This is a genomic window from Methylobacterium sp. yr668 (assembly GCF_900116245.1).
GTDB lineage: Bacteria > Pseudomonadota > Alphaproteobacteria > Rhizobiales > Beijerinckiaceae > Methylobacterium.
Genome location: NZ_FOZY01000006.1, coordinates 23,173 through 43,840, shown reverse-complemented (window position 1 = coordinate 43,840; position 20,668 = coordinate 23,173). Strand labels below are relative to the sequence as shown.

18 protein-coding genes, 1 pseudogene and 2 riboswitches are annotated in these 20,668 nt (G+C 73.9%); of the genes and pseudogenes, 8 read left to right on the top strand and 11 right to left on the bottom strand.

From position 1 onward, the window contains the following. Window positions 1-2: 2 nt before the first annotated feature. The 5 genes from BM419_RS09530 to BM419_RS09510 form a co-directional block, all read right to left on the bottom strand. A complete protein-coding gene (locus tag BM419_RS09530) occupies window positions 3-680 on the bottom strand; it encodes a carbonic anhydrase (protein WP_020095513.1) in 678 nt (225 codons plus the stop codon). 168 nt (window positions 681-848) lie between these two features. Beyond that, window positions 849-1,202, bottom strand: coding sequence for a hypothetical protein (locus BM419_RS09525; protein ID WP_244540735.1), 354 nt, complete (start codon window positions 1,200-1,202; stop codon window positions 849-851). Window positions 1,203-1,552: 350 nt separating this feature from the next. Next, window positions 1,553-3,478 carry a sensor histidine kinase gene (locus tag BM419_RS09520; RefSeq protein ID WP_091926289.1) on the bottom strand — a complete coding sequence of 642 codons (1,926 nt, stop codon included), beginning with the start codon at window positions 3,476-3,478 and terminating at the stop codon, window positions 1,553-1,555. A gap of 189 nt (window positions 3,479-3,667) precedes the next feature. Beyond that, complete coding sequence (locus tag BM419_RS09515) at window positions 3,668-4,534, bottom strand: alpha/beta hydrolase (protein WP_020095516.1); 867 nt, start codon at window positions 4,532-4,534, stop codon at window positions 3,668-3,670. 67 nt (window positions 4,535-4,601) lie between these two features. Continuing rightward, window positions 4,602-4,922, bottom strand: a complete 321-nt coding sequence (locus BM419_RS09510; RefSeq protein ID WP_091926288.1) for a hypothetical protein — start codon at window positions 4,920-4,922, stop codon at window positions 4,602-4,604. 273 nt (window positions 4,923-5,195) lie between these two features. Between BM419_RS09510 and argE the strand changes: the two genes are divergently transcribed. Then, window positions 5,196-6,428: an acetylornithine deacetylase gene (gene argE, locus BM419_RS09505; protein ID WP_091926287.1), complete on the top strand. Its 1,233-nt coding sequence runs from the start codon at window positions 5,196-5,198 to the stop codon at window positions 6,426-6,428. Between the two features lie 77 nt (window positions 6,429-6,505). Here argE and BM419_RS09500 read toward each other — a convergent pair whose 3' ends face one another. Next, entirely contained in the window at window positions 6,506-7,303 is a 798-nt protein-coding gene (locus BM419_RS09500) for a glycosyltransferase family 2 protein (RefSeq protein WP_042673316.1), read from the bottom strand. Window positions 7,304-7,774: 471 nt separating this feature from the next. Between BM419_RS09500 and BM419_RS09495 the strand changes: the two genes are divergently transcribed. Continuing rightward, window positions 7,775-8,248, top strand: coding sequence for a DoxX family membrane protein (locus tag BM419_RS09495; protein WP_042673314.1), 474 nt, complete (start codon window positions 7,775-7,777; stop codon window positions 8,246-8,248). Window positions 8,249-8,378: 130 nt separating this feature from the next. On the opposite strand, the gene BM419_RS09490 is transcribed toward BM419_RS09495, so the two are convergent. The 3 genes from BM419_RS09490 to BM419_RS09480 all read right to left on the bottom strand — a co-directional run bounded on the left by BM419_RS09490 (window position 8,379) and on the right by BM419_RS09480 (window position 9,863). Then, entirely contained in the window at window positions 8,379-8,984 is a 606-nt protein-coding gene (locus BM419_RS09490; RefSeq protein WP_091926286.1) for a glutathione S-transferase, read from the bottom strand. Window positions 8,985-9,081: 97 nt separating this feature from the next. Next, entirely contained in the window at window positions 9,082-9,339 is a 258-nt protein-coding gene (locus tag BM419_RS09485; RefSeq protein WP_026605306.1) for a hypothetical protein, read from the bottom strand. Window positions 9,340-9,527: 188 nt separating this feature from the next. Next, complete coding sequence (locus BM419_RS09480) at window positions 9,528-9,863, bottom strand: hypothetical protein (protein WP_056529955.1); 336 nt, start codon at window positions 9,861-9,863, stop codon at window positions 9,528-9,530. A gap of 196 nt (window positions 9,864-10,059) precedes the next feature. Next, a riboswitch (glycine riboswitch) is annotated at window positions 10,060-10,162 on the top strand. A gap of 3 nt (window positions 10,163-10,165) precedes the next feature. Continuing rightward, window positions 10,166-10,275, top strand: a riboswitch (glycine riboswitch). Between the two features lie 62 nt (window positions 10,276-10,337). Here BM419_RS09480 and BM419_RS09475 point away from each other — a divergent pair. From BM419_RS09475 to BM419_RS09450, 6 genes and pseudogenes are all read left to right on the top strand, one after another. After that, a pseudogene (locus tag BM419_RS09475) lies at window positions 10,338-11,603 on the top strand (D-amino acid dehydrogenase); the annotation flags it as partial. A 154-nt stretch (window positions 11,604-11,757) separates the two neighbouring features. After that, window positions 11,758-12,897: a pyridoxal-phosphate dependent enzyme gene (locus BM419_RS09470; protein ID WP_091677280.1), complete on the top strand. Its 1,140-nt coding sequence runs from the start codon at window positions 11,758-11,760 to the stop codon at window positions 12,895-12,897. Between the two features lie 43 nt (window positions 12,898-12,940). After that, window positions 12,941-14,062 (top strand): DSD1 family PLP-dependent enzyme, encoded by a 1,122-nt coding sequence (locus BM419_RS09465; protein WP_056529946.1) that lies wholly within the window; start codon window positions 12,941-12,943, stop codon window positions 14,060-14,062. A 125-nt stretch (window positions 14,063-14,187) separates the two neighbouring features. After that, window positions 14,188-15,126: an ornithine cyclodeaminase family protein gene (locus BM419_RS09460; protein ID WP_091926284.1), complete on the top strand. Its 939-nt coding sequence runs from the start codon at window positions 14,188-14,190 to the stop codon at window positions 15,124-15,126. A gap of 43 nt (window positions 15,127-15,169) precedes the next feature. Further along, complete coding sequence (gene cobF / locus BM419_RS09455) at window positions 15,170-15,958, top strand: precorrin-6A synthase (deacetylating) (RefSeq protein ID WP_091926283.1); 789 nt, start codon at window positions 15,170-15,172, stop codon at window positions 15,956-15,958. 9 nt (window positions 15,959-15,967) lie between these two features. Then, entirely contained in the window at window positions 15,968-17,692 is a 1,725-nt protein-coding gene (locus BM419_RS09450) for a DEAD/DEAH box helicase (protein WP_091926282.1), read from the top strand. Window positions 17,693-18,480: 788 nt separating this feature from the next. Here the strand turns inward: BM419_RS09450 and BM419_RS09445 are convergent. Then, window positions 18,481-19,425 (bottom strand): alpha/beta hydrolase, encoded by a 945-nt coding sequence (locus BM419_RS09445; RefSeq protein WP_020095530.1) that lies wholly within the window; start codon window positions 19,423-19,425, stop codon window positions 18,481-18,483. Window positions 19,426-19,514: 89 nt separating this feature from the next. Continuing rightward, window positions 19,515-20,648 (bottom strand): hypothetical protein, encoded by a 1,134-nt coding sequence (locus tag BM419_RS09440; protein WP_020095531.1) that lies wholly within the window; start codon window positions 20,646-20,648, stop codon window positions 19,515-19,517. Window positions 20,649-20,668: the final 20 nt, after the last annotated feature.

The window sequence follows — 20,668 nt, the reverse complement described above, 5'->3', positions numbered from 1 at the left end:
GGTCAGGCCGCCTGCAGGCGGCTGCTGGCGGAGGAATCCTGCGCCACGGGCATGTCGGCCCCGGCGATCGGCCGGAATTGCCCGCTCGCGCCGTCGTAGGCCAGGAGGGCACCGGTCTCGATCTCGAAGAACCAGCCGTGCAGCCGCAGGGAGCCCTTGGCCAGGGCGGCGGCGACGCTCGGATGGGTGCGCAGGTTGGCGAGCTGGACCACCACGTTCTCCAGGGCCAGGGCGTGGTGGCGGGCCTGGGCGTCCATCCCCTCGGGATAGGCCTCGCAGACGATCCGCTCGGCGGCCTCGGCGTGGCGCAGCCAGGCCGCGACGCTGGGCATCCGCTTGAGCAGGTCCCGGTTCATCAGCCCCTTCATGGCGCCGCAATCCGAGTGGCCGCAGACCACGATGTCGCGCACGCCGAGGGCCACCACGGCGTACTCGATCGCCGAGGAGACGCCGCCGACCACGTCGGAGGCCGGGGGCACGATGTTGCCGGCGTTGCGGCAGACGAACAGGTCTCCGGGTCCCGCCTGGGTGATGTGCTCGGGCGAGACCCTGGAATCCGCGCAGGCGATGATCAGCGCGCTCGGGTGCTGACCGTCGCGCACCAGCTGCTGGTACATCTGCCGCTGGCCGGGGAAGACGCTGCCCTGGAAGCTGGCGATGCCCTGGATGAGGTTGTTCATGAAGGGTCCCTGAGGCCGGGAGAACCGGAAGGCGAGAGCGGGGAAGGGCGATGCGCCGGAGCGCGCAGCGGTGTTCGGTCGGCTCCGCCCGGCCGGAGGGGCCGGGCGGCGGGTCTCGGTGTCGGGTGACGTGTCGGGTGTCGCGTCGGAGGCCCGGCCTCCGAAGTCTCAGCGACGGACCCGGCGGCGCTCCGCGGTTCCGGAGGCCCAGTGCGGGTCGACGACCTGGCCGCGCGCCACGGTGGCCCCGGCCCTGTCGTGAACCATCGGCGCCCCGAGGAGCTGCCCGGACCCGGAGCGCTGCGAGTGCAGCGAGCGCGGGTCGTGGTGGGGGTCGTTGATGTAGGAGCTCATGTGGCCGCCGCCGGCGGCCTGCCGGCTCCCGCCGCCGCCTTCGCCCGCCTGCGCCGCCAGGGGCGCTCCGAGGATTCCGACCACGAGGCCGAGGGCGAGGCCGAGGGCGGGACCGGCCGCGTGGCCGCGAACCGGGAGATGTCGAGACTGGGTGCGGGACTGGATCATGACGTTTCCTCGCTGTTCGACTTGTGGCGAGGGACACCGCATCCCTGCCGATAAGTCGACCCTAGTCTACATTTTCGGAATAGCGTGTGCGCATCGGCACATTGTATCGACGAAAGCTTTAATCCGTGGCGTAAGTACTATCGTGTGCGTCCGCGCACGTCTTTGTCCATCTTGAGAGAGGGGCCGGGATTAAGGACAGATCTGGCGCCGACGGCGCGGAGCGTGTCCTTCCGGCGCGTGTCCTTCCGGCGCGGGTCCGCGGCGCGCAGGGCCGCGCGGCCGCCCTCGCACCGCGGACGCGCGCGCTGTCGGGTGCGGTCGGGACGACGGCCGCCCGGGCCGGAGCGGGGTCAGGCCCGTCCGGTGTGGAGACGCGTCACGGGCAGGGGATTGGCCGCCACGTAGACGAGGCCGCCGGCCTCGTAGGTGAGGCTGGCCGTCCTGCCTCCGGCGAGGCCCCGCTCGAGCAGGCGGGTGCCGAACCCCCTCCGCGACGGCGAGACGACCGGCGGGCCGCCGCACTCGCGCCAGGTCAGCCGCAGGGTCTCGGTGTCCGGACCCGCCTCCACCGTCCAGGCCAGCGCGGCCCGCCCGCCCGGAACCGACAGGGCGCCGTGCTTGACCGCGTTGGTGCACAATTCGTGCAGGATCATCGTGAGCGCGAGGGCGCCCTCGGGCGGCAGCCGCAGGTCGGGGCCGTCCAGGGTGATGCGCGGCGTGTTCGCACCCGGAGCGTCCCGGTCCGCAGGGTCACGATCCGAAGTCTCCCGACCGGAGGAATCCCAGTTCGACGGATCGCCGCCCGCGGGGTCCGGACCCAGGAAGGGCCGCACCGCCTGGGCGGCGATGCCGCGCAGATCCGCGCTCGCCCAGCTCTCGCGGGTCAGGATGTCGTGGGCGCGCGACAGGGCGAGGAGCCGCGCCTCGAAGGCGTCGCGCCCGGCCGCCGCGCCGGCGCCCAGATTCTTCAGGCTCTGCGCCGCCATCGCCTGCACGGTGGCGAGGGTATTCTTCACCCGGTGATTGAGTTCGTCGATCAGCAGCCGGTGGGTCTCGGCGCGCCGGGCCCGCTCGTCCGCCGCCGCCGCGAGGGCGTCGGCGATCGTCGCGCCCTCGCGCACGAGGGAGCGGGGCAGCGTCGGCAGGGGCTGGTCGCGGCCCAGGGTCTCGGCGGCGGCCGCCAGATCCAGCAGGGGGCGGGCGATCAGGCCGGCGAGCAGCCACGCGAGCAGCGCCGCCGCGAGGGCCACCGCGCTGCCCGCCGCCAGGATGCCCCCGCGCAGGGCCGCCACCGAGGTGAGGGCCCGGTCGGCCGTCTGCCGCACCACCACCTGCCAGCCGAGGCCCGGATAGTCGCGGTGGCCGGCCGTGGACGCGCGGGCGCTGAGATACGCGGCGCCGTCCGGCCAGGGGCCGACCCGGCTCGTGCCCTCCGGATCGAGGGGCCGGCCGCCCGCCAGGACCGAGCGGGGCAGGGGGGCGCCCTGCAGGGCGGGCGGCCCGAGGAGCACGGTGCCGTCGCGGGACAGGATCAGGATCTCGGCGCCCTGGCGGTGGCCCCGGAGGCCAGCCTCGAGGATGCGGGCCATGTCGCGCGCCCAGGTCCAGTCGAGATGGGCGGCCAGCACCCCGAGGACGCGGCCGTTCGGCGCCCGCACCGGCGCCGCGACGTCGAGGAGCCGCAGGGGCTCGCGCGACGCCGCGCGCGCGGCGGCCTCGTCCGGGGGCATCAGCGCCTCGAGGAGCTTGGCCGGGTGCACGTCGCCCACGTAGGGGCCCGCGCGGCCGCCGCGGAAATAGTCGCGGCCGGAGACGTCGGCGCCCTCCAGGGCGCCGGTGCTGGTGACGGAGAAGCGCCCGTCGGCGTCGATCAGCCCGATGATCGAGTAGGCCGGGTAGGTCGCCTGGAGCCGCTCCATCACGGCGCGCTTGGCGGCCGTTCCGGTCCCGGGATCGCGCAGACTGTCCGAGGCGGCGGCGATCTGGATGTCGCGCCAGCGCTCGAACATCCCGATATCGAGGCCCCGGGCCATCTGACCGGCGATCTCGGCGAGCTGGCCGCCGACCTCCGCCTCGAGCCGTCGGGTCGCCTCGCGGCTCACCAGGGCGGCGAGCGTCAGGGTCGTCAGGAAGCCGAGCGTGCCGAAACCCAGGGCCAGCACGACGCGCAGCCGCGGCGCGCGCCACCGGTCACGCCATCCGCCGCGGCGGCCGGTCCTGTCCGCGGGGCCGGCGCAGGGCGCCGCAAGGGATTCCGATCGCGCGACCGCTTGCATCCGATCTCCCTGGGATCGGCCGGCTCCCGGTGGAGGGAGATCGTGCCCGCGATCCCGTCTCAGCACGCGGGGCAGGCCTCAGCAAGGCGGAAACGGGCCTCGGCGATGCAGAATTTCTATCGGGAGTTGCAAATCTGCACCCCGTCGTCCCCCGGCGTCTGGGTGCGGTCCGGGCTGCCGGCCGGGGCCTCAGTCCTCGAGAAGGGCGTGGGCCGCCCGGACCAGGAGCCCGCCCGGCCGGCGCAGGGCGTCGAGCACCGAGAAGTGCTCGGCCCCGGGGACCGGCAGAAGGGAGCCGGGGGCGTGGGCCGCCGCCCGCAGGGCGTGCAGGTTGCGGGCGTCGTGGATCAGCGCCGGCAGTTCGCGGGAGCCGTAGGCGATGCAGAGCGGCTTCGCGATCACCGGGAGCCGCAGGGGCGACAGGGTCTCGATCTCGCCGTCGGTGAGGCTCAGCTTGGCGTCCAGGGAGGTCTGGCGGATCGGCGCGAGGTCGTAGACGCCGGAGATCGCCAGACCCGCCGCCACCGCCGGATGGCCGAGCTGCATCGCGGTGAGCAGCCCGCCCGCCGACCAGCCCGACAGGATCAGGGGACCGCGGATCCCGCGCGCGGCCCCGTGGGCGGCCAGCCAGTCGAGGGCCGCGCCGATCTCCGCCACGATCCGGGAAAGGCTCGCCTCCGGCGCCAGGGTGTAGCCGACCATCGCCACCGACCAGCCGGCGGCGTTCGGGCCCTCCGCGAAGCAGGCGAACAGCTCCCGGGCGCCCCGCTGCCAGTAGCCCCCGTGGATGAAGACCAGGCAGGGCGCCGCCGCGTCCCGCGCCGGGTAGAGGTCGAGGGCGTTGCGGGCGCCGGGGCCGTAGGGCACGTCGAGGCCGGCCGGATGCGCCGCCCGATAGGCGGCCGAGGCCGCGTCCCGGGCGGCCACCTGGGCGGCGCTGTCGGCCACCGCGCGGGTGTTGTCGTAGCAGGCGTCCCGCGCCTCCTGCGCGAGGGTGTCCCAGCGGCGGCGCGGATCCGCGGGGGTCGGATCGTCCAGGCGGAACTCCAGCACCATCGTGTCCGTCTCGGGCCGCTGCGGTCGCCCGCACCATGGCAGGCGGCCGGGCCCGGGTCGAGGCGGTTCAGAAGCCGGGCGCGGCACCCGGGACGGTGCCGCCGTAGCCCCAGCCCGTGAGCGGCGGCGCCGCGACCCGCTCGCGCGTCGCCGGGGCGACCGTGCGGGCGAGGGGCCGGGGCCGCTGCCAGACCCGCCAGAGCGGACGGTCGCGCGCCGCCATGCGGGCGAGGGTCAGGTCCATGTCGGAGGCCGCGCGGTGATGCGGTCGCCCGGCGGGGGGCGCGGCCTGCCGGCGGGCCTCGGCCGGGGCGGCCAGCAGCAGGGCCGTCGACAAGAGGAGCGTCGACAGGAGGACGGCGAGGATCGGGGCGGGACCGGGACGCATGGTCGGGGCTCCGGGACGAGCGGGCCGAAGGGGCCCTACCCGGCGGCTACGCCCGAACGTCGTCCCGGTTCCGGGTCTGCGCCGCCGGGCGCCGGGCATTGCCCTGGATCCCCGGAAGGCCGAGAACTCCGGCGGACGCCGCGCCCCTCCGAACCCGATTCGGGAGGGGCGGTGTGCCGGCCGCGGCCCGGCCAAGACCTGGCCAAGACCCAGCCAAGACCCAGCCAAGACCCAGCCAAGACCTCCCCACGGCCTCCCCACGACATGGGATCCATGACAGAATCCGCACAGACCGCCACGCCGCGCCCCGGCACGCCCGATCCGGCGGCGCTGCTCGCCGCGCTCGTCGCCTTCGACACGGTGAGCGCCCGCTCGAACCTGCCTCTGATCGACTGGGCGGAGGCCTATTGCCGCGACCTCGGCGCCGCGGTCGAGCGGGTGCCGGATCCGACGGGCCGGAAGGCGGCGCTGCTGGTCAGCGTCGGGCCGTTCGAGACGCGCCCCGGCTACGTGCTCTCCGGCCACAGCGACGTGGTGCCGACCGACGGCCAGCCCTGGTCGTCGGACCCGTTCGTCCTGCGGGAGGAGGGCGGGCGGCTCTACGGGCGCGGCACCTCCGACATGAAGGGGTTCCTCGCGGTCTGCCTCGCGCTCCTGCCCGAGATGGTCGCGGCGGAGCTCGCCACCCCGATCCACATCGCGATCTCGTACGACGAGGAGATCGGGTGCCTCGGCGTGCGCCCGCTGATCGCCCGGATGCTCGAGCGCGTGCCGCGGCCGCTCGGCTGCTTCGTGGGCGAGCCGACCGGGATGGACGTGGTGGTCGGCCACAAGGGCAAATCGGCCGCCCGCCTCACCTTCCGCGGCAAGGCCAGCCACTCGGCCCTGGCGCCCCAGGGGGTCAACGCGGTCGAGTACGCCGCCCGCTTCATCGAGCATGTCCGCCTGTCGGCGGAGGCCATTGCCCGAGACGGCGCCCGCGACGCGCTCTACGACGTGCCCCACACCACCGGCCTGTCGAGCGTGGTCCGGGGCGGATCGGCGCTCAACATCGTGCCCGACAGCTGCAGCGTCGAGTTCGAGTACCGGGCGATCGGCGCGGACGATGCCGCCGCGCTGGCGGCGTCCGCGATCGCCTACGCCACCGGGACGCTGGCGCCGCTGATGCGGGCCGGCGATCCGGCCTGCGGCGTCGCGGTCGAGCCGCTGATCGATTATCCGGGCCTCGACACCGATCCGGAGGCGGCGATCGTGACCCTGGCCAAGCGCCTCGCGGGCCGCAACGGCCACGCCAAGGTCTCGTACGGCACGGAGGGCGGGCTGTTCGAGCGGCTCGGCGGCGTGCCGGCCGTGGTGATCGGGCCGGGCTCGATCGCGCGCGCCCACCGGGCGGACGAGTACGTCACCCGGGACGAACTCGCGGCCTGCGCGGGCTTCGTGCGGCGGCTGATCGGCGCCTGCGTGACCGGCTTCGCGGCGGCGTCCCAGGGTGCGCTCCCGGGCTGAACCGGCCTCCGCGCCGGTCGGGCGCGCCGCCGGTCCGCGGAGCCTCCGCCGCGCGGCGCGATCTCACCAGGGCGATCTCACCAGGGGATGCGACCGAAGCGGTCGACCAGCCGCCGGTACTCGGCCTCGCTCTCGGCCCTCGACGTCCCGCCCTGGCCGACATCCGAGCTTCCGGAGCCCGGATGCACGAGGCGGCACACCAGCGGCAGGACGAAGCCGTGGCGCGCGAGCTGCACGTTGGGGCCGCCGAGCTGGAGGACGTTGGCGAGCCACGGGCGGACCAGGGAAGCGTGCTGCAGCGTGACGGGCGCCGTCGCCTCGACGAGGTGGGCGCGGCGCAGGCCGGTCTCGGCGAGGCGGCCGAGCCACTCGTTGTCGTAGTGCCACTTCGCGGCCGGGCTGATCGCGCCGACCTGCGCGAAGGTCGTCCGCCGCATCAGCCAGCCCGACGGCGTCGCGAAGTCGTTGATCCGCACCACCTCGCCGGCCTCGTCGGTCTCGAGCTGGGTCGAGGAGACGAAATCGAAGCGGTCCAGGGCGCGGACGGCGACGCCCAGATAGGGCGGCAGCCAGCGATCGTCGTCCTCGAGGAAGCCGACGAGGTCCCAGCTGTCGTCGACGGCGGCGATGGCGGCGTTCAGCGCGGGGATCTGGCCCTTGCGCGCGCCGCGCGCGAAGGTGACCTGCGGGTGCGCGGCGAGCCGTGCCGGGATCTCGGTCCCGGGATCGGTCCCGACGAAGAAGTGGATCGTCGCCGGCCGGTCGAGCTCCTGGGCGTTGGCGCTCGCGATCGCGTGCTCCAGGAAGTACGGGCCGGCCTCTCCAGCCAGGGTCGAGGGTTTGAGCCGCGACGGCGTGATGATCGCGATTCGCATGGTCAAGGCTCGACGGTTCTGCGGATACGGTTTGCGGTCCGGTTCCCCCGATCTGCGCGCCGTCACGCGTGATCACCGCGCGTCGACCGAGAGAGACTTGCAGAACTGGAGCCGAGACGGGACCGTGCCTGTCAAGTCTCGGACGATCGGTTCGGGTTGAGTTCAATAATGGTCGAAAAGATTCCGAGCTACTGTATACATCGCGATCGATCGGTCGGCCGAGAATCGATCCGAAATTCTGAAAATTTCCGGTGTTCCATTATTTTCGCGAAACGGCTTGAATCATTGTTGCCGCGATGCCACCCTTCGCTCGAAGAAGCGCGGCATGCCGGGCGGCGGAGCCCCTCCCGGCCGGCACCGGCCCGTCGCCGAGGAAACCTTCGCGCCGCTCGCGGCTTGGATCAGCGCCTTGGATCACCGCCTTGGATCAGCGGTCCGCACCGGGCCGGGTTGAGGGAGACCCTTCAGTGCATGGCCAGCCTCAGCGTCGCGATCGCGTTCGGCGTCCGCCTGCTCCTCGTGCTGCTGTTCCTGCCGTTCAGCGCCCTCGACAAGATCCTGAACTTCAGGGGCGCGGTCGGGCAGGCGCGGCAGGCCGTGCACGCCACCGCGCCCGCGGCGGCGCTGATCCTGATCGGGCTCTGCGTCGAGATCGGGATGTCGCTGTGCATCCTGACCGGGACCGCCGACCGGGCCGCCGCCTTCGTGCTCGCCGGCTATTGCGGGGTGACGGCGCTGCTGTGGAAGCAGTTCTGGGTGCCGGGGGATTTCTGGGCCGGGGGCAGGGGCCGCGAGCTGTTCTGGGACTTCCTGAAGAACTTCGCGCTGGCGGGCGGCTTCCTGCTCATCACCTTCGGCACCGGCGCCGGGACGGTCCAGGACTTCCTCGCCGATCCGCTCGGATCGACCCATCCCTACGCGATCGCCGACCGGGCCCGGCCGTAGCGGGGCGCGGTCTGCGGGGCTTGGCGCGGCGGGGCTTGGCGCGGCGGGGCTTGGCGCGGCGGGGCTTGGCGCGGCGGGGCTTGGCGCGGCGGGGCTTGGCGCGGCGGGGCCCTCAGCCCCTCAGAGCCCCTCAGCCCTTCGGCACGGTGGCTTCCATGGACGGGCGGCGCTCGAACTCCGCGTACCAGGCGGCGACCGCCGGGCGGCCCTCCCGCCACGCGAGATCGGGGAAGCGCAGGTCCAGGTAGCCGAGCGCGCAGCCCAGCGCGACCGTGCCGATATCCAGCGCCGGCATCCCGCCGACCAGGCTCTCGAACCGGTCCAGCGCCGCGCGGATCTTGCCGACCTGACCGGCTTCCCAGGCGTCCCAGCGCCGGGGCTCGGGACGCAGCACCCGCTCGTAGCGGGTGAGCAGCGCCGCATCGAGCAGGCCGTCGGCGAGCGCCTGCCGGGTCAGCGCGTCCCAGCGGGCGGCGCCCTCGGGGAACAGGCGCGGGCCGGCGGAGAGGTTGTCGAGATACTCGCAGATCACCCGGCTGTCGTAGAGGGCTGTGCCGTCCTCCAGCACCAGGGCGGGGATCTTGCCCAGCGGATTGTGGGCGGCGACCTCCGCGGAGGGGCCGGTCGGCGAGGCCCCCGCGACGGTGACGGCGATCCGGTCGATCAGTCCCGTCTCGTGGGCGAGGACCAGCACCTTGCGGGCGTAGGGAGAGGCGGGGGAGTAGAGGAGCTTCATCGGACCGTCCCGGTTTGGTCTCAGGCGCCGTGATCGCGGCGCCGGGACCTTGCACCGATACCGCGGGGAATCCAGTCCCCGGCGCCCCGCCGGAGGCTCAGACCTTCCGGGTCACCCTGGAGCCGGCATGGACCACCCGGCTGCGGCTCCGGCCCGAACTCGGGCGTCGCACCCGCACCCGCTGGCGCCAGACGAGGATGGCGCTCGCCACCCGATCGAGGACGAGCATGCACAGGCTGCCGACGATGGCGAGCACGCAGGCGGCCCCGATCAGGACGCCCCAGATCCCGGGGGCCGGGATGATCATCAGGCACAGGAGACCGAAGACGGCCGCGCCAGGTATCCACTTCGCCATCGCGCCGTCCGCCTGAACCAAGGGTGTCGCTCGGGCACAAGCTGCACCGAGACCCTTAAGAGGGTTGGTTCGACTGGTGTGTAGGCGAATAGTTTTGTCTCTAGAAGATATGAATCTGTCAGTCTCGGTTTATGTACGGTAAATACGGCGGTGAATATGGTCGGTCATCGGCGTCCCGGGACCTGATCTCAATCCACCAGCGACAAGGTCCGTCCGGCGCTGACCAGATGGTAGAAGCGGCCGTCGAACATCTGCATCACCGCCTCGGTGGCGGCGTGCGATTCCGGGCGGATCGACGAGGCGAGGCAGGCGTCCAGGGCCGCCTGGTCGGGGAAGTCCATCTCCAGGATCATGGCGATCGGCCGCGCGTCGTCGTCCTTGGATACGAGGCGCTGGACCCGCACGGCGGTGACGCCCGGGAACCGCCGCCAGAACGGCTCCAGCTCGTCCCGGACCCGGCGGAAGAACTCCTCCTCCCGCCCGTCTCGCACCGTGCCCTCGTAGATCGCGGTCCTGGTCAGCATCGGCCGTCCCCCGGAAGTCCCCGTCAAACCCCCGGGTCAACCGCCGGCGGCGGGGATCGCTCCCCGCGATGATCCGGCAGCGCTCCGGCAGCGCTCCGGCGGTGACAACGCGCACCGGCTGTCGGCGGAATCGGCCGCCGGCGGGACGGACGGGCTTCTCCCCCGCGGCCGGTCGGCGTATTCAGGGACAGCCCATCGTGACGATGCGGGAGAGACCGGGATCTTCCCAGCAGAGGGGACCCGGCGCCGACGGAGCAACCGCCCCGGAAACTCTCAGGCACCGGAACCGTGTCGTCAGGGCGATCTGGAGAGTGGTGCAGCGGGCTGAAACCGTGGGCACCCGCCGAAGGGGACGTCCGTGCCTCGCCTCGCCAGGGCGGGTCGGATCAAGCTCTCAGGCACCGGGACAGATGGGGCGCGCAACCGGCCGACCGCTCGAGGGCGGCCTCCACGCGTCCAGTCCCGGAGTCCAAGCTCATGACCCACATCGCCGTGATCGGCGCCGGCATCACCGGCGTGACGACCGCCTACGCGCTCGCCAAGCGCGGCTACCGCGTCACCGTCCTCGACCGGCAGCGCTACGCCGCCATGGAGACCTCCTTCGCCAATGGCGGCCAGCTCTCGGCCTGCAACGCCGAGGTCTGGAACAAGCTCTCCACGGTGATGCAGGGCCTGCGCTGGATGCTGCGCCGGGACGCGCCGCTGCTGATGAATCCCAAGCCCTCCTGGCACAAGCTGTCGTGGATGGCCGAGTTCGTCCGCGAGATCGCCCATTACCGGGAGAACACCGTGGAGACGGTGCGGCTGGCGCTGAAGGCCCGGGAGGCCCTGTTCGCCATGGCCGAGGCCGAGGGGATCGACTTCGACCTGAAGACCCGCGGCATCCTGCATTTCTACCGGGACCGGGCGAGCTTCGAGAAGGCCACCGCCGTCAACGCCCTGCTGCGGGAGGGCGGCCTGGAGCGCTACGCCGTGACCCCCGAGGAGATCCGGGCGATCGAGCCGACGCTGGCCGGGCGCTACCACGGCGGCTTCTTCACGCCCTCGGACGCCACCGGCGACATCCACAAATTCACCCGCGGCCTCGCGGCCGCCTGCGCGCGCAAGGGCGTCCGCTTCGTCCAGGACGCCAGCGTCGAGACGATCGCGCCCGGGGAGAGGGGCTACGCCGTCGGCTGGCGCGAAGCGGGCCGGCCGGCCGGCGACGCGCGGGTCCTGCGGGCCGACGCGGTGGTGATCTGCGCGGGCTGCGCCAGCCGGCACTTCGCGGCGATGCTCGGCGACCGGGTCAACGTCTACCCGGTGAAGGGCTACTCGATCACCGTGAACCTGCTGACCCCGGAGGCGCAGGCGGCGGCCCCGGAGGTGAGCATCCTCGACGAGGCGGCCAAGATCGTCACCAGCCGCCTCGGCGACGAGCGCCTGCGGGTCGCCGGCACCGCCGAGTTCAACGGCTTCAACCGCGACATCCGCCACGACCGGATCGAGCCGCTGGTCGACTGGACCCGCGAGCAGTTCCCGCGCGTCGACACCGACCGGGTGGTGGCCTGGAGCGGGCTGCGACCGATGCTGCCGACCATGCTGCCCAAGGTCGGCCGCGGCCGACTGCCCGGAATCTTCTACAACACCGGGCACGGCCATCTCGGATGGACCCTCTCGGGCGCCACCGCCGCGCTCGTCGCCGGGGCAGTCGCCGCCGAGCACGCCCCGGAGCCGACGATCCTGCCGCTCGCGGCCTGACCCGGGTCTCCGAAGGGCCCGAGGCCCTTCGGCAGGTTGTCAGGGCGGAGCCCTGACGCGCAGCGCGGCGCGCCGTCCCATCCTCGAACAGGGGGCGCGCCGTCGAAGATTATTTTGTATTCTCTTTCCGAACCACCCCGGAACCCGAGCCGCGATGCCCTCGTCTCCCGCCTATCTCGACCCCGCGACCGGGGCGACCTACCCGATCGAGACGCCGCGCTGGCGCTCCGAGACGGGCGGTCCGCTGATGATCACCGACCTGCCGGGAATCGGGCGGGCGGAGATCGACACGGGCCGGCGCTCCCTCTGGCGCTACGCCGCCGCCCTGCCGGTGGCAGTGGCCGACCCGGTCACGCTGGGCGAGGGCTGCACCCCGCTGGTGCGCCGGCCCTGGCGGGGCGGCCACGCCCATTTCAAGCTCGAGTGGTTCGCGCCCTCCGGCAGCTTCAAGGACCGGGGCGCCGCCGTGATGCTGTCGATCCTGCGCCAGCAGGGGATCGACGCGGTGCTGGAGGATTCCTCCGGGAACGGCGGCGCCGCGGTGGCGACCTACGCGGCGGCCGCCGGGATGCGGGCCAAGATCCTGGTCCCGGCCTCGACCTCGCCGGCCAAGACCGTCCAGATGCGGGCCGCCGGCGCCGAGGTCGAGCTGGTGCCCGGCACCCGCCAGGACACCGCCGACGCGGCCGTCGCCCAAGCGGAGTCGATCTTCTACGCCAGCCACAACTGGCAGGCCCATTTCCTCCAGGGCACCAAGACGCTGGCCTACGAGCTGTGGGAGGATCTGGGCTTCACCGCGCCCGACGCCGTGATCATCCCGTGCGGGGCCGGCAGCAACATCCTCGGCTGCGATATCGGCTTCTCGGAGCTGCTGCGCCGGGGGGCGATCGCCCGCCTGCCGCGGCTCTACGCGGTCCAGCCGGCCCATTGCGCCCCCCTGCACGCAGGTTTCGAGGCCGGCGCCGCGGATTTCGTGCCGGTCACCCCGCGCCCGACGCTGGCCGAGGGCGCCTCGATCGCCCAGCCGGTCCGCGGCCGGGAGGTGCTGGCGGCGCTCCGCCGGTCCGGCGGCGGCACCGTGGCGGTCTCCGAGGAGGCCATCGAGGCCGCCCTGATGGAGCTCGCCCGCTCGGGCCTCTACGTCGAGCCGACCTGCGCCATGGCGGCGGCGGCGCTCACCGACCTCACCGCGCGCGGCGCGATCCGGCCCGGGGAGACCACCGTGGTGGTGCTCACCGGCACCGGCATCAAGGCGACGCCGCGCATCGCCGAGCTTCTGGGCCTCGCCCCGTAATCCCGGCCCCCACGAGATCCGCACGCGTTCAGGAGGACACACCATGCGCAACAACATCCCCGCCACCGTCGGGATGCCGGTCGAGGAGGTGGACACCCCCTGCCTGCTGGTCGACCTCGACGCCCTCGAGCGCAACGTCGACACGCTCGGACGCTTCATGAAGGCGCACGGCCTGCGCCACCGGGCGCACGCCAAGACCCACAAGTCGTCCGACATCACGGTCCTGCAGATGGAGCGGGGCGGCGCCTGCGGCGTCTGCTGCCAGAAGGTCAGCGAGGCCGAGGCGCTGGTGAGCGCCGGCATCCGCGACGTGCTGGTCTCCAACCAGGTGGTGGCGCCGAAGAAGATCGAGCGCCTCGCGGCGCTCGCCACCCGCGCGCGGGTGCTGGTCTGCGTCGACGACCTCGGCAATGTCGACGACCTCTCGGCGGCGGCGGTCCGGTACGGCGTCACCCTCGAGTGCCTCGTGGAGATCGACGTCGGCGCCGGCCGCTGCGGCGTCGCGCCGGGCGAGCCCGCCGTGGCGATCGCGAAGAAGATCGCGGCGGCGCCGGGCCTGCGCTTCGCGGGCCTGCAGGCCTACCAGGGCAAGGCCCAGCACGTGCGCGATTTCGGCGAGCGGAAGGCCCTGATCCAGACGGCGATCGACGAGACGAAGCGCACCGTCGACCTGCTCAAGGCCGAAGGGCTCGACTGCGCCATCGTGGCGGGGGCCGGCACCGGCAGCTTCGCCATGGAGGGCGGCAGCGGCGTCTACAACGAGCTGCAATGCGGTTCCTACGTCTTCATGGACGCCGACTACCAGCGGGTGAAGGACGCGGACGGGCGGCCGATCGCGGAGTTCGAGAACAGCCTGTTCATCTACACGGCGATCATGAGCAAGGCGAAGGCGGACGTCGCGATCTGCGATGCCGGCCTGAAGGCGCAGAGCATCGACAGCGGCCTGCCGGTGGTCTTCGGCCGGGACGACGTCGAGTACGTCAAGTGCTCGGACGAGCACGGGGTGATCAGCGATCCCGGCAACGTGCTGAAGCTCAACGAGCGCTTGAAGCTGATCCCCGGCCATTGCGACCCGACGGTCAACGTCTACGACTGGTACGTGGGCGTGCGGAACGGCCGCGTCGAGGCGATCTGGCCGGTCACCGCCCGCGGCATGACGTTGTAACGGGATTCCGAAGGGCCGAGGCCCTTCGGCGGGGCGTCGGGGCGGCGCCCCGACATCGGGCTCCGCCCGATACCCGCGAAAGGTCTCGACCTTTCGAAACCATGACTCGGGAGGTCCCTGAATCCATGCGCTTCATCTCCGAGGAGGACTCCGCCGCCCTGGTCGATCACGCCATGGCGTTCGACGCGGCCCGCGCGGCGCTGATCGCCGCGGTGGCGCCAGGGACCACCCTGTTCCCGGCGGTGCTCGGCCACGGCTCGGAGCCGGCCAACCGGTTCTCGATCAAGTCGGGCTCCACGGCGGACTATGCCGGCCTGAAGGTCGGCTCGTTCTGGCCCGGCAACCCGGACCGGGGCCTGCCCCGGCACAATTCGGTGATCCTGCTGTTCGACCAGGCCGTCGGCCGGGTCGACACGGTGATCGAGGCCGGGCGAGTGAACGCCTACCGGACCGCCGCCGCCGACGCGGTGGCGGCGAGCGTCCTGGCGCGGCCGGACTCGGCGGTGCTGGCGGTGTTCGGGGCCGGCAACCAGGCCGAGTTCGAGTGCGCGGCGCTCGCCCGGGTCCTGCCGATCCGGACGGTGCTGGTCGTCGCCCGGGACGCCGCCAAGGTCGCGGGCTTTGCCGAGCGCCTGGCGGGGCAGGGGGCGTCCGGGCTCGACGTGCGGGCGGCCGCGCCCCGGGAGGCCTGCGCGGCGGCCGACGTGATCGTCACGGCGACGCCGGCCCGCGCGCCGCTGTTCGAGGCCGACTGGGTCCGCCCCGGCACGCACGTCGCCGCCATGGGGGCGGACGCGAAGGGCAAGCAGGAGCTGCCCCCCGCCCTGCTGGAGCGGGCGGCCCTGTTCTGCGACCTGCCGGAGCAGTCGCGCACCATCGGCGAGTTCCAGCACGCCTCCGCGGACGCCCAGGCCGGAATGCGGGCGCTCGGCGACGTGCTCCGGAGCGGGGAGGGGGGCCGGACGGATCCGGAGGCGATCACCGTGTTCGATTCCTCCGGCATCGCCCTGCAGGACCTGACCATCGCCCGGGCGATCCTCGCCAAAGCCGACGCGCGCCTGTAGGGGGAGGCCGGCGCCGGCCCTCCCCGCCCCGGCGGAGGACGGCATGCAGGACAGGCAGATCCGGGTCATCGGCATCGGCACGGGCGATCCCGAGCACCTGACCCTCCAGGCGGTGCGGGCGCTCGCCGACGTCGACGCGGTGTTCGTCCTCAACAAGCGCGCCGAGACCGCCGACCTCGTCGAGATCCGCCGCCGGATCTGCGCGGCCCATATCGCCAAGCCACACCGGTTCGTCACCGTCGAGGACCCGCCCCGGGAGCGCCGCCCGGCCGATTACGGGCGCACGGTCGAGGCCTGGCACGCGGCCCGGGCCGAGCGGCTGGAGGCGGCCTTCGCGGCCCATCTCGGGGCCGGGGAGGTGGGGGCGATCCTGGCCTGGGGGGACCCGGCCCTCTACGACAGCGTCCTGCGCATCCTCGACCACATCCTCGCCCGCGGGCGCGTGCCGTTCCGGCGGCTCGTCGTGCCCGGGCTGTCCAGCGTGCAGGTCCTCGCCGCCCGCCACGGCGTCCCGCTGAACGGCATCGGCGGGTCGGTGCTGATCACCACCGGCCGGCGCCTCGCCGCGGGGTGGCCGGCGGAGGCGGAGAGCGTCGTGGTGATGCTCGACGGCGACCCGGCCTTCGCGCATCTCGACCCGGACCTGACGATCCACTGGGGCGCCTATCTCGGCAGCCCGGACGAGATCCTGGTCTCGGGCCGGCTGGGCGACGCGGGCGAGGAGATCCGCCGGGTCCGCGCCGAGGCCCGGGCCCGGCACGGCTGGATCATGGACATCTACCTGCTGCGCCGTGACCGCGCCGCCACGGACAGGGCCGGCGCGGCCGGCTAGACCGCCGCCATGCTGCGCCTGCGGGACTACCAGCGCGCCAGCCTCGACGCGCTCTCGGCCGCCTGGGCGCGGGGAGGGGCGGACGACGCGGCGCCCGGCCACCTGATCGTGCTGCCCACCGGGGCGGGCAAGGCGCTCGTGATCGGGGCGCTGGCCCGGGAAACCCTTGAGGAGAACCCCCTCGCCCGGGTGGCGATCGTCACCCACAGCCGCGAGCTGGTCGCCCAGAATTTCTCCGAGCTGACCCGGTCCTGGCCGGGGGCGCCGGCCGGGATCTTCTCGGCCGGGCTCCGGCGGCGGGAGGCCGAGGCGCAGGTGCTGGTCTGCGGCATCCAGTCGGTGGCCGACCGGCTCGACACGGTGGGCCCGCGCGACCTCGTGATCGTCGACGAGGCCCACCTGATCCCCCGCGCCGCCGATACCCGCTACGGCCGCTTCCTGGCTGGCCTGCGCGCGCGGACCCCCGGGCTGCGGGTGGCGGGCTTCACGGCCACGCCCTACCGGCTCGATTCGGGCCGGCTCGACGAAGGCGAGCACCGGCTGTTCTCCGGCATCGCCTACGAGGCCGACACGTTCACGCTGATCCGGCGCGGCTTCCTGGCGCCCCTCGTCTCCAAGGCGACCCTCACCCAGCTCGACGTCTCGGGCGTCGGCCGGCGTGGGGGCGACTACATCCCGGGCGAGCTGGAAGCGGCGGTCAACCGCGACTGGATCACCCGGGCGGCGGTCGCGGAGCTCGCGGAGTACGGGCGTGCCCGCCGGGCCTGGCTCGCCTTCTGCGCCGGCCTCGCCCACGCGGACGCCGTGCGCGACGCGGTGCGGGCGGAGGGGTATTCCTGCGAGAGCGTCTCGGGCGAGACACCCCGCCGGGAGCGCGACCGGATCGTGGCGGCGTTCCGGGCGGGAAAAATCCGCTGCCTGACCTCGGTGGGCGTGCTCGGGACCGGTTTCAACGTGCCCGAGGTCGATCTCGTGGCGCTGCTGCGCCCGACCCGCAGCACCGGCCTCTACGTGCAGCAGGTCGGCCGGGCGCTGCGCTGCGCGCCCGGCAAGGCCGACGCGCTGATCCTCGATTACGCCGGTCTGGTGCGGATGCACGGGCCCGTGGACGCCGTGACGGTCCGGAGCGCCACCCAGGGACTGGGCGGGGCAGGGGCCCCGCGCGCCAAGCCCTGCCCCGGCTGCGGCGCCCTGATCGCGCTGAACGCCTCCACCTGCGAGGCGTGCTGGACCGAGCCGGAGGCGGACCCGGACGCCGAGGCCCCGCACGAGGCCGCCGCCGACGACGAGCTGGCGATCCTCTCGGCGGATCCCGGGCTGCCCGGTCCCGAGCCGGCGGGCCCTGCCCCGGTGGCGGAGGCCGGCGGGCAGGAGGCTGCTCGGCAGGAGGCCGCCTGGCATCCGGTCACGGCCCTGAAGCTCGAGGCCGCACCCGACGGGCTCGACCTCGTCCTCGGCTGGCGGGACGGCCCCGCCGAGGCGGCGTGGCGCGTCCGCCTGCGGCCCGAACGCAGCGGCTACGAGCGGGAGAAGGCGGTGTCCTGGTGGCGCGGCCTCGGCGGCGGCCGGGACGCGCCGATGAGCGCCGCGGAATTCCTGGAGCGCGCCGCGCTCCTGGCCCGGCCGGCCTCGATCCGGATCCGGCCGGGCCGGCTGTCGGAGCATATCGACTGTCGGACCCGGGATGGCCGGATCCTCGGCGACGTGCGCCGCCTGGGCGGGCGCGCCGCGTGAGGCGGCGCGAGTCGCGGCGGGGAGGGGGCTCGGACCGCCCTCGCCCGATCCAGATGCCGCCGAGCCGAGCGGGCCTCGACGCCGGGCCGCACCGCCCGGATCCGGAGGCGGCCGGAGACGAGCTCCCATCCGGGCTCGCAGCCGGCCACTCACAGCGGCTCAGCCGGCGGACCACCCCTCACCCAGCCCGATTTTCTGCCTGCATTCCATAATATATCTTATGCGAACAAGGCAGCAGCTGTGGGGGCTGGGTTGTCGGGTGCTGGGCGCCTCGACCTGGAGGCCGCGCGGTTGGATCAGGGCTGCTGATCGGACGTCAGGTCGAGGCCGCAGGGTTGAAAGGCCGTGCGCCGCCGCCGGGCATGTTCGGCTCCGACCCGGGCCGCGACGTGCCCGTCGTCGCGCGCGACGCGGCGTGATCGCCACGGCGGGCGCGGGGACGAAGGGGCCGACGGGCGCCGAAGTCCGACGCTCCCGGGCAGGGCGGTCGGGTCAGGGGCCGGAGGCCCCTCCCCGCGGCGGACGGACTGGAACGACGCACGGCCGAGCGCTGCCGCGGCGCTCCGGCTAGCTCAGCGTCGCGCGCGGTGGCTGCCCGGCTCTTCGGGCCTGGCCGCCCGCGAACCCGGCGGCGATCTCCGACGCGCCCGGCGCGGTCCTGTCCGCGCGGGCGAGGGCACCTGCGCGTCCGGCCGGGCTCACCGGTCCCCTGCCCTACCGGTCTGACGGCTCCCGAGCCGGATGGCCAACCCGGCGGGGCCATCCAGGCCGGCGGTGCGCGCACCGCGTCAGCGCATCACCGACACGCTGGTCAGCCAGAGCCGGCAGAGCCGCGGCCAGAGGGCGACCGGCGCCTCCGACCGGCCGATCCCGAAACCGTGGCCGCCGACCGCGAAGCGGTGGTACTCGACCGGTACGCCCGCTTCGCGGCAGGCCGCGTCCAGGATGCGGCTGTGCTCCGGGCTGATGACCGCGTCGTCGTCCGCCTGCACGAGGAACAGTGTCGGGCAACCGGACCGGATATGGGTCTGGAGCGACCAGTCCCGGCTCGCCGCCGGGCTCGGGGTCTCGCCGACGAGGGACCGCCGGGTGGTCGTGCGGTCGTAGGGCGGCTCCAGGCTCACCACGGGGTAGATCAGCGTCGCGAAGTCGGGCCGCGCCGACAGGTCGTCGGCCGCGTCGACGGGGTCGTAGGCCCGGAACGCGGAGCGCGCGGCGATGAGGCCGCCGAGGTGCCCGCCGGCGGAGAAGCCGAGCACGCCGACGCGGGCCGGGTCGATCCGGAAGCGCGCGGCCGCGGCGCGGATCAGGCGCAGGGCCCGCTGCCCGTCCTGGAGCGGCGCCAGGGGGCCCGCCGCCCAGCCCTCGCCCGGTAGGCGGTAGGTGAGCACGAAGGCCGTGATACCCTGCGCGGCGAGCCAGAGCGCGGCGGGGAGCGCCTCCTTGACCATCCCGATCCGGGCGTAGCCGCCACCGCCGGCGACGAGGACCGCCACGCCGGTCGGCGTCTCCGGGGCGTACACCTCCAGGACCGGCACGGCGACGTTCTTCACGGCGCCGCTGTCGTCGCGGACCGGCGGACCCTGAGGACCGCCGCCGCCCGGCGGCTCCCCCGGCCAGAGCGGGATCCGCTCCGGTGCCCCGACGGCGTCGGCCCCCCGCGCGGACAGGACGGCCGAACCCGCGGCCAGGGTGAGGAGCAGAGAGCGGCGGTCGGGCACGAAACCGGGCATGGGCCCCCTCGCGACGGGCGCGGTCCCGTGCGGCCCGGTAGGCAAGACCGCCGTGCCGGATCGGTTCCCGGTGGGGCGCCGGTCCGGGTCTACAGGACCCGCGGCAGCAGCCGGCCGAGGAGATCCCGCCCCGGGAACCGGACCGGCGGCATCCGCAGGTCCGGCGCCGGCTCATCGCCGGGGATCGGCCCCTCGGCGAAGCGGGCCCCGGCGGACCAGAACCCGTCCCGCCGCGTGCCGATCATGCCGAGCCCGACGGGTTCCCGCGCCGCGTCGGGGCGCAGCCGTCCCGCCGCCCAGACGCGCTGCCAGCACCGGCGCCGCGACAGGTCGGCGTCCCGCCAGCCCAGCCGCGCGTAGCCGGCCGCCGCGAAGACCCGGTCCCCGGCGAAGTCCTCCGGAATCCAAACCCAGCTCGAGAACACGTGGACCGTGTCGGCGCGGAAGCCGGCCGGGTTCACCGCCCGCGTGTAGGCGCTCAGAGCCTTCGCCCGGTGCCGGCCGACATGCCGGCGCAGGCGCCCCGGGAGCGCCAGCGCCTCCGGGAAGGCGGCGGCGTCGAGGCGGGTCGGTGCCGCGCCGCGCTCCAGCGCGTAGACGCTGTCCACGAGGTGCATCCAGGGTTCGAGATCGACCTCCCAGGCCTGCTCCACCGGCGCGAACCGGCGGACCCGTCCCGCGATCAGCCGGTCGGCGACGCGCCGGGCGGGCTCGGGAACCCAGTCCGGCCCGGCCTCGGTCACGCGGAGCAGCGTCGCGGGCCCGTGCGCACGGACCGCCTCGGCCAGGCGGGCGAAATCGGCCTCGGGCTCGTCGCGGCCGACCTTGCGCACCAGGATCTTCGACCCGTCGGCGAGCTCGTCCAGCAGCTTGCGCTTGAGATGGGCCAGCCGGCCGTACTCCCGCTCCAGCAGCACCTCCGGCTCGATCGAGCCGGCCGGGTGCCCAGTATTCGCCCAGATGTTGTAGGCGACGCTGTGGCAGTAATAGGTGCCGCCGGAACTCACGGAGAGCCGCAGGTCGCCCGGCACGCCGAAATCCGCGAAGCCGCAGCGCAGGCCGCGGATCAGGTCCTCCATCGGCGTGTAGGAGAAGCGCAGCAGGCCGGAAGGCTCGACCCCGCCGTAGCGCTGCACGAACCCGAACTCGCAATTGTCGCCGAGGCTCCGAAAGGCGTGGAGCCGTTCGGCGAGGAGCGCCGCCGTCGTCCTGTTCTCGGTCACTGCATCCGCTCTGTCTCGCC

Bases quoted from the DNA above. Each gene is read 5' to 3' on its own strand.
- BM419_RS09530 (WP_020095513.1), bottom strand. From the start codon at position 680: ATGAACAACCTCATCCAGGGCATCGCCAGCTTCCAGGGCAGCGTCTTC.
- BM419_RS09525 (WP_244540735.1), bottom strand. From the start codon at position 1,202: ATGATCCAGTCCCGCACCCAGTCTCGACATCTCCCGGTTCGCGGCCAC.
- BM419_RS09520 (WP_091926289.1), bottom strand. From the start codon at position 3,478: ATGCAAGCGGTCGCGCGATCGGAATCCCTTGCGGCGCCCTGCGCCGGC.
- BM419_RS09515 (WP_020095516.1), bottom strand. From the start codon at position 4,534: ATGGTGCTGGAGTTCCGCCTGGACGATCCGACCCCCGCGGATCCGCGC.
- BM419_RS09510 (WP_091926288.1), bottom strand. From the start codon at position 4,922: ATGCGTCCCGGTCCCGCCCCGATCCTCGCCGTCCTCCTGTCGACGCTC.
- argE (WP_091926287.1), top strand. From the start codon at position 5,196: ATGACAGAATCCGCACAGACCGCCACGCCGCGCCCCGGCACGCCCGAT.
- BM419_RS09500 (WP_042673316.1), bottom strand. From the start codon at position 7,303: ATGCGAATCGCGATCATCACGCCGTCGCGGCTCAAACCCTCGACCCTG.
- BM419_RS09495 (WP_042673314.1), top strand. From the start codon at position 7,775: ATGGCCAGCCTCAGCGTCGCGATCGCGTTCGGCGTCCGCCTGCTCCTC.
- BM419_RS09490 (WP_091926286.1), bottom strand. From the start codon at position 8,984: ATGAAGCTCCTCTACTCCCCCGCCTCTCCCTACGCCCGCAAGGTGCTG.
- BM419_RS09485 (WP_026605306.1), bottom strand. From the start codon at position 9,339: ATGGCGAAGTGGATACCTGGCGCGGCCGTCTTCGGTCTCCTGTGCCTG.
- BM419_RS09480 (WP_056529955.1), bottom strand. From the start codon at position 9,863: ATGCTGACCAGGACCGCGATCTACGAGGGCACGGTGCGAGACGGGCGG.
- BM419_RS09470 (WP_091677280.1), top strand. From the start codon at position 11,758: ATGCCCTCGTCTCCCGCCTATCTCGACCCCGCGACCGGGGCGACCTAC.
- BM419_RS09465 (WP_056529946.1), top strand. From the start codon at position 12,941: ATGCGCAACAACATCCCCGCCACCGTCGGGATGCCGGTCGAGGAGGTG.
- BM419_RS09460 (WP_091926284.1), top strand. From the start codon at position 14,188: ATGCGCTTCATCTCCGAGGAGGACTCCGCCGCCCTGGTCGATCACGCC.
- cobF (WP_091926283.1), top strand. From the start codon at position 15,170: ATGCAGGACAGGCAGATCCGGGTCATCGGCATCGGCACGGGCGATCCC.
- BM419_RS09450 (WP_091926282.1), top strand. From the start codon at position 15,968: ATGCTGCGCCTGCGGGACTACCAGCGCGCCAGCCTCGACGCGCTCTCG.
- BM419_RS09445 (WP_020095530.1), bottom strand. From the start codon at position 19,425: ATGCCCGGTTTCGTGCCCGACCGCCGCTCTCTGCTCCTCACCCTGGCC.